At 55.8% G+C, this 6,293-nt stretch carries 9 protein-coding genes; 5 read left to right on the top strand and 4 right to left on the bottom strand.

Annotation, left to right across the window (positions count from 1 at the left end; genetic code table 11):
* The 4 genes from KVH01_RS04500 to KVH01_RS04485 form a co-directional block, all read left to right on the top strand.
* The coding region (locus KVH01_RS04500; protein ID WP_318836565.1) for an RHS repeat-associated core domain-containing protein at positions 1 to 577 on the top strand (577 nt) is incomplete at its 5' end.
* Positions 577 to 1,209 (top strand): hypothetical protein, encoded by a 633-nt coding sequence (locus tag KVH01_RS30290; RefSeq protein ID WP_264083491.1) that lies wholly within the window; start codon positions 577 to 579, stop codon positions 1,207 to 1,209. The genes KVH01_RS04500 and KVH01_RS30290, both read left to right, overlap by 1 nt.
* A 110-nt stretch (positions 1,210 to 1,319) precedes the next feature.
* Entirely contained in the window at positions 1,320 to 1,745 is a 426-nt protein-coding gene (locus tag KVH01_RS04490) for an Imm50 family immunity protein (RefSeq protein ID WP_217880589.1), read from the top strand.
* A gap of 122 nt (positions 1,746 to 1,867) precedes the next feature.
* Entirely contained in the window at positions 1,868 to 2,230 is a 363-nt protein-coding gene (locus KVH01_RS04485; protein ID WP_217880588.1) for a DUF962 domain-containing protein, read from the top strand.
* 3 nt (positions 2,231 to 2,233) lie between these two features.
* On the opposite strand, the gene KVH01_RS04480 is transcribed toward KVH01_RS04485, so the two are convergent.
* From KVH01_RS04480 to KVH01_RS04470, 3 genes are all read right to left on the bottom strand, one after another.
* Positions 2,234 to 3,031: an acyl-CoA thioesterase gene (locus KVH01_RS04480; protein ID WP_217880587.1), complete on the bottom strand. Its 798-nt coding sequence runs from the start codon at positions 3,029 to 3,031 to the stop codon at positions 2,234 to 2,236.
* 90 nt (positions 3,032 to 3,121) lie between these two features.
* Positions 3,122 to 3,883 carry a CHAD domain-containing protein gene (locus tag KVH01_RS04475; protein ID WP_217880586.1) on the bottom strand — a complete coding sequence of 254 codons (762 nt, stop codon included), beginning with the start codon at positions 3,881 to 3,883 and terminating at the stop codon, positions 3,122 to 3,124.
* Positions 3,884 to 3,924: 41 nt separating this feature from the next.
* A complete protein-coding gene (locus tag KVH01_RS04470) occupies positions 3,925 to 4,203 on the bottom strand; it encodes a hypothetical protein (protein ID WP_012722962.1) in 279 nt (92 codons plus the stop codon).
* A gap of 216 nt (positions 4,204 to 4,419) precedes the next feature.
* Between KVH01_RS04470 and KVH01_RS04465 the strand changes: the two genes are divergently transcribed.
* Positions 4,420 to 5,457 carry a patatin-like phospholipase family protein gene (locus KVH01_RS04465; RefSeq protein WP_057013408.1) on the top strand — a complete coding sequence of 346 codons (1,038 nt, stop codon included), beginning with the start codon at positions 4,420 to 4,422 and terminating at the stop codon, positions 5,455 to 5,457.
* 68 nt (positions 5,458 to 5,525) lie between these two features.
* Here KVH01_RS04465 and KVH01_RS04460 read toward each other — a convergent pair whose 3' ends face one another.
* Positions 5,526 to 6,215, bottom strand: coding sequence for a response regulator (locus KVH01_RS04460; RefSeq protein WP_217880585.1), 690 nt, complete (start codon positions 6,213 to 6,215; stop codon positions 5,526 to 5,528).
* Positions 6,216 to 6,293: the final 78 nt, after the last annotated feature.

Genomic DNA, 6,293 nt, shown 5'->3' with positions numbered 1-6,293 from the left:
CTTCGATCAGGAAAGCGGACTGCACTACAACCGCCATCGCTACTACAATCCGGATATTGGTCGCTACCTCACACCAGACCCAGTGAAGTTGGCGGGTGGGGTCAACGCTTACCGATACGCGCCAAATCCGACAGGCTGGATAGACCCGTTGGGGTTGAACTCGTGTCCTGGCGGGGATGGCTGCAAACCAACTCATAGTGTCGATGATTCGACAAAACACGCGAAAGCTAACAATGGCGAGCCAACGCTGCCCGCACCAGCATCAACGCCAGAGAAAACGGTTCGGGTTAGGCACTACACAAATAGGAAAGGATCGAAAGGAATTGAAAAAGATGGCGTGATATTGGCTCAAGATAACAATAGAGTGTATCTCGAGCCTGCGAAAAACAAGGTACTTAGTCCTGTCGACGCCCAAGATAAATACCAAATTGCAAAAGGCAAGGGTCGAGACTACATTGAGATGGATGTACCTGAATCAAGATTAGAATGGGTGAAAAACCCTAGGTATAACGTCATGGAGCTAACCGTAAGAGGGAATTTAGAAACAAATAACCCTACATTCACGAGAAGAAAGTAATGCTAGAGAAAAACAAAGAAATAATACTTACAGGCGAGGAGGCGCTTGAAGCCTTGAAAGAAATTGAATTCATATTGATATCTCTTCACAAAATGGGCAGCTTTTATGCTGACAAACCTGGCGCAGTGGAAGAATATAGAAGAACAACTACTGACTTCATCGACAACTGCGAGGTCACCAAGCGTCTTGCAAGGGTTCGCACGATAATTTCTCATCATTTTGACGATTCTATCGGCGACGATGATATGGATGACATGGAAAGACATTTACTAGACTTGAAATTCTGGAAACCAGCTTCAACAGAAAAAACTCATTCCAACACAGGAAAATTCTCTTTTTCGGATGGAGTCATCGATCAACTGACCGCTAAACGAGATGAGCTATTAATGGTCTTTACGGACCAGCAAGAACAAACCTTCTTAATTACCTTCCACAAATTAATTTCCTTTCATAGATTAAGCTCAGCGGGTAGTAAAGTATGCGATATGCATGAGGAAAAGACCTCTACTCTTTCGCAGGAGAACGTGTGCATTGACCCAAATGAGGCAATTACAACTTATTGCTTCAAGTCTGGCAATGGTGAGACTGTTCTTGCAGTCATTGCAAGCGGTTACAGCGTTGAACGCATATGACAAAAGTAGGCACGTTTCAGAAATACTCAGAACGGCACCTCTGGTCTTTGAATCTAACCCGACAATGACCGAAACTCCCCTGCAGATCTATTGACATAAAATCTTAAAAAATGAAAAACTGGAATGACCTTGATGGCTCTATCTTTTTCAACAAAGTGTTCAGTCAGCCTATTGAAATCGGAAAAGCCTACATCCGCTCGTTAAATATAGAAAATGATCAGAATGATTTTGGTATCGGCTTTGACATACCAGATTTTCCTGACCGGCTGCCGGAAAAATGGAAAGACAAAGGATACAACACATGCAGAATTGGACTGTCTTGTTCCAGCATCACCGACTTAAAAATAACAAACCTTCCTCTCAGGGAAATTTTCACCATAGAAATAATGAAAGCGAGCGAGCACTTCTTTTTCACAGCAAAATCGAAAAATGCACTTGTTGAATTCAAGGCTAAATGGCTATCCCTATCTGGACCGTCAGTCTATATAAATTGCCCTGAACCAGGAGATGTCAACTGGTCAGACGATAACCTATAAAAATGATGAGTTTATTTACGGGACCGCAACTATGAGGGCGATAGCAAAGGCTAATTCGCCCCACTATCCAGCCCAGCCTACACTCCTTCCAAGTTGTTTCAACGGACAGAGGATTCACCACCATGGGCAAACGTCACCCCAATCTCCCCGCCTGGCAATGGCGTCACTACCCACAAAACCATCAACACCCGGCCAACCTGGCACTGCATCTGATTGCCGTGCCACTGTTTATCGTCGGATTTCTGCTGATCGTCTCGGGGGTTTTCAGCCTGAGTCTGGCCAGCTTCGCCATCGGTGTGGTGGGGATCGTGGCAGGCCTGGCGTTGCAGCGTCATGGTCATAGCCTGGAGGCCCAGGCCAGTGAGCCGTTCAGTGACCGTAAAGACGCGGTGCAACGGCTGGTGGTCGAGCAGTTCGTGACCTTCCCGCGCTTTGTGTTGAGCGGTGGCTGGTGGCGCGCCTGGCGGCAGCGTCACCGGCACTGATGCTCAGGCGAACACCACCACGGTCTGGCGACTGAGGGCGATCAACTCGCCGGTCGGGCTCCACAGCGCAGCGGCCGCATGGCCGTAGCCGTCGCGGGCATGTTCGATGTTGACGTGGTATTGGCACCAATCGAGGGTGGTCAGGTCTTGCAGCGGCTGGATGAACTCGATGGTCCAGGTCAGGGTGCTGCCTGGCGCAGGCTTTTTCAGGTGTGGCAGCAGGGCCGGCGGCCAGGCGTCGACCAGGGCGAGGACGTGCGCCTCGGTCAGTGGCTCTTCTTTCACATCCCCGCGCAACCGCACCCAACCGCCCATGTCGCGGGATTTGTTACCGGTGAACGGCAGGCCGCCGACGCTCCAGCGCATCGCCAGATGGCGCATGAATTCAGGGGTGACGCCCTTGATGTAGGGCAACTCCTGACACTCATCCCAATGTTTGAATACCGGCGGCGCTTCGCTCGACACGTCAATTTCCGACGCGCGAGATGCGCCAAAGCTGGCCTGCACCAGAGTCGCCACTTCGCCGTTCTGCACCACGCGGCCGAGCAACTGGCTGACGGCCTTGCCTTCGCGCAACACTTCAACTTGATAACTGGCGGGCACATCCGGCGCGACCGGGCCGACAAAGGTGATGGCCAAGGAGCGCAGGGGGCGATCCGCCGGCACCTGGGCGCGCAGCGCCTCATATTGCAGGGCGGCGACCAGGCCGCCAAAGGTGGCACGGCCCTGGGCCCATTCGGCCGGGATGGTGACATCCAGCGGGTTGCTACGGGCAGCATCGAGCAAATCACTAAAGCGCATGGCGACCTCACATCAAGAAAATCGATGGAGGGATCTTAACCATCGAATCCGGCAGACACAGCGCCTATTCCGGCCAAAAACCGGACCACTTCAAAAGCAATCGGCGCTGAGTTTGTCCAGCACGCGATCAGCGCGACCTTGCGCCTTGAGCATGGTGCGCTGCCACACCGCTACACAGGGTTGCAGGTCCGGCTGGTGCCCGGCCTGGGCCAGCCATTGCCAACAGTCATGCCAGTCACCCAGTGCGCCCTGGGCCTTCTTCAACCGCGACATGGCGTTGACGGGCAACTTGTCCAGCTCGGGATAAGCCTCGGCGGCGTAACGCACGCGCTTGATCAGCAACCGCAGGCGGTGGCGATCATGCTCAGGATCCTTCAGTGCTTCACCGAGTTTCTGCCATTGCTTGGCCAGGCGCTTCTCAATGCGCGGGCGCAGGCCCTTGAGCAGTTTCTGGTGCTGGGCCGCGCGGATAAATCGGGGGAAGGCATCCAGAATCAGCAACAGATGCGCCAACTCCTCGCTCTGCGCCACTTGGCGATAGGTCTCTGGTTGCAGGCGCAGACGCCGATCAGCCGCGTCGTGATATCCGTGCTGATGCAAATACGCCGCCAGGACCTCTCGGTCGCGTAGCGGCGTGGTCAGTTGACCCACCGCCTTGGCGGCCAACTCGAGTTGCTCGACACCTGGCAGGCCGCGCAACGGACGCAACAGGCTGCGCAGGCGGCGCACGGTGGTGCGCAAATCATGCAGGGCTTCATCGTCGGTGACGGCGGCGAGGCGAGCCTGGCAGCTCAGTAACCCTACTTCCAGGCCAATGACCTGAGCGACTAACTGATTGACCAAGGCTGACATCCTGCCCTCACTTTGCGATGAATAATCCTACCCGCTACAGGTCAACGCCCGGCGCGAGACTCTCGAATATAGAAACGCGCCTTTTCCGCTTTGTTAGAGCAGCCTTCAAACGCTTCGAATTGCTGCTGGGTCTTGGCGCCGGTCAACAGCGACAGGGCCTTGGAATAACTGACGGTGCCGGCGAAACCTTCAGCCTTGGCCAGGTCGAGTTCTTTCCAGGCGGCGTCCAGTTGCGAGCCGCAGCTGTCTCGGTAGGCAGTTTTGCCAGCACAACCGGCCAAGGCCAGCACGATCACAGGCACACACATCCAGGCTTTCATTGATGACACCTCAAAATAAGCAAAATCATTCGTAGCCTGTAGACGTTGCCCACAGGAAAAAGTGCCTTGTCCTTAGCCTGAAATCGGTAGTACCTATTGCCAGAGCATACCCGAGCACAAGGGTTATCTTCGAAAAATATCGCAGGCCCAGCCCAGGATTGAAGCCGCCCCCCCGATGGGTGCATTGTGGGCACCTGTTTTTCGAAGGATCTGGTCATGAAAAAACGTGTTGCCTTAGTGCTGGGCTCCGGGGGAGCCAGGGGCTACGCCCATATCGGGGTGATCGAAGAAATCGAACGACGCGGCTATGACATCGCCTGTATCGCCGGCTGCTCCATGGGCGCCGTGGTGGGTGGGATCTACGCCGCTGGCAAGCTCGACGAGTACCGCAACTGGATCGAAAGCCTGGACTACCTCGACGTGCTGCGCCTGGTGGATGTGAGTTTTCGCCTGGGCGCGATTCGCGGTGAAAAAGTCTTTGGGCAGATCCGCAAGATCGTCGGCGAGATCAATATCGAAGAACTGCGCATCCCCTACACCGCCGTTGCCACCGACCTTACCAACCAGCAGGAAATCTGGTTCCAGGAGGGTTGCCTGCACCAGGCCATGCGCGCATCGGCAGCGATCCCCAGCCTGTTCACCCCGGTGATGCAAGGCAACCGCATGCTGGTGGACGGCGGCCTGCTCAACCCGTTGCCCATCGTGCCGGTGGTGTCGAGCCATTGCGACTTGATCATCGCGGTCAACCTCAATGCCACCAACCAGAAGCATTACCAGTTGCCGGTAATCCCACGTCCGCCAGCGTTCAAGAGCCGCTTCAACAGCCTGGCAAAATCGCTGGGGTCGCACCTGCCGTTTCGCCGCAAGCAAGCCGAGCAGTTAATGAAGCTTGAGCAGGAGGCCTTGCAGGCCCAGGCGGCAGAGATCAACCCGTGGTTGGAGTCGGCCGAACCCGAATCCCAGCAACCCGCCGCCGCGCCGGAGAAAGCCGGCGCACCGAAGTCGGCGACGGGTTCGTTCATCATCGATAACGTCGGGCCTGCGTCGCTGCTGGACCTGATCAACCAGAGTTTCGAGGTGATGCAGACGTCATTGGCGCAATACAAGATCGCCGGGTATCCGCCCGATATCCTGATCAACGTGCCGAAGCGGGTGTGCCGGTTTTTCGAATTCTACAAGGCGCCGGAGCTGATCGCGCTGGGGCGGGAGATTGCCAGGGATACGCTGGATCGGTATGAGAGTGAGCAGCCCTGAAATTGTAGGAGTTGCGGATATAGGAAAATCAAAATGTGGGAGGGGGCTTGCTCCCTCCCACAAAAAACTCAAGCATTCAGCAGTCGATACCCCACCCCCGCCTCGGTCACGATGAACCGTGGCTGGGTCGGGTCATCCGCGAGCTTCTGGCGCAGGTGCCCTACCACGATACGCAGATAGTGGCTGTCCTCGGTATGGGTAGGTCCCCAGATGTCCTTGAGCAACTGCTGTTGGGTAATCACTCGCCCAGGATGACGTGCCAGTTGCGCGAGCACTGCGTATTCCTTGCGGGTCAGCGCCACTTCGGCACCGTCCAGCAGTACGCGGCGATAGGCCAGGTCCACCGTCAGCGGGCCAAAATTCAAGGCGGCTTCCTGGGCATCTCCCGCCGGCGCCTGGCGCAACAACGCACGCACACGGGCGAGAAATTCCTGGATGCCGAAGGGCTTGGTCACATAGTCATTGGCGCCACCGTCAAGGGCCTCGACCTTCTGACCTTCGCTGGCGCGTACCGACAGCACCAGCACCGGCACCGTCGACCACTCGCGAAACTCGCGCAGCACTTGCTGGCCGTCCATGTCAGGCAAGCCCAGGTCGAGTACCAGCAAGTCCGGTTTGCCCAGCGCCGCCTGGGCCAGGCCCTCGCTGCCGCTGCCGGCCTCGATCACCTTGTAGCCCTGGGAGGCCAGGCTGATACGCAGGAATTTGCGGATCTGCGGTTCGTCATCAATGACTAGAATCGTCGCGGTCTGGCTCATGGTGTCTCATCAAAATCCATTAAAAACCAACCTTTGTAGGAGCGAGCTTGCTCGCGAAAAACCCATAGGCACCGCGTA

The sequence above is a fragment of the Pseudomonas khavaziana genome (genome assembly GCF_019145205.1).
GTDB lineage: Bacteria > Pseudomonadota > Gammaproteobacteria > Pseudomonadales > Pseudomonadaceae > Aquipseudomonas > Aquipseudomonas khavaziana.
The sequence above is the reverse complement of the archived record's forward strand: the minus strand, read 5'-3'. Positions and strand labels throughout refer to the sequence as shown.

Bases quoted from the DNA above. Each gene is read 5' to 3' on its own strand.
- KVH01_RS30290 (WP_264083491.1), top strand. From the start codon at position 577: ATGCTAGAGAAAAACAAAGAAATAATACTTACAGGCGAGGAGGCGCTT.
- KVH01_RS04490 (WP_217880589.1), top strand. From the start codon at position 1,320: ATGAAAAACTGGAATGACCTTGATGGCTCTATCTTTTTCAACAAAGTG.
- KVH01_RS04485 (WP_217880588.1), top strand. From the start codon at position 1,868: ATGGGCAAACGTCACCCCAATCTCCCCGCCTGGCAATGGCGTCACTAC.
- KVH01_RS04480 (WP_217880587.1), bottom strand. From the start codon at position 3,031: ATGCGCTTTAGTGATTTGCTCGATGCTGCCCGTAGCAACCCGCTGGAT.
- KVH01_RS04475 (WP_217880586.1), bottom strand. From the start codon at position 3,883: ATGTCAGCCTTGGTCAATCAGTTAGTCGCTCAGGTCATTGGCCTGGAA.
- KVH01_RS04470 (WP_012722962.1), bottom strand. From the start codon at position 4,203: ATGAAAGCCTGGATGTGTGTGCCTGTGATCGTGCTGGCCTTGGCCGGT.
- KVH01_RS04465 (WP_057013408.1), top strand. From the start codon at position 4,420: ATGAAAAAACGTGTTGCCTTAGTGCTGGGCTCCGGGGGAGCCAGGGGC.
- KVH01_RS04460 (WP_217880585.1), bottom strand. From the start codon at position 6,215: ATGAGCCAGACCGCGACGATTCTAGTCATTGATGACGAACCGCAGATC.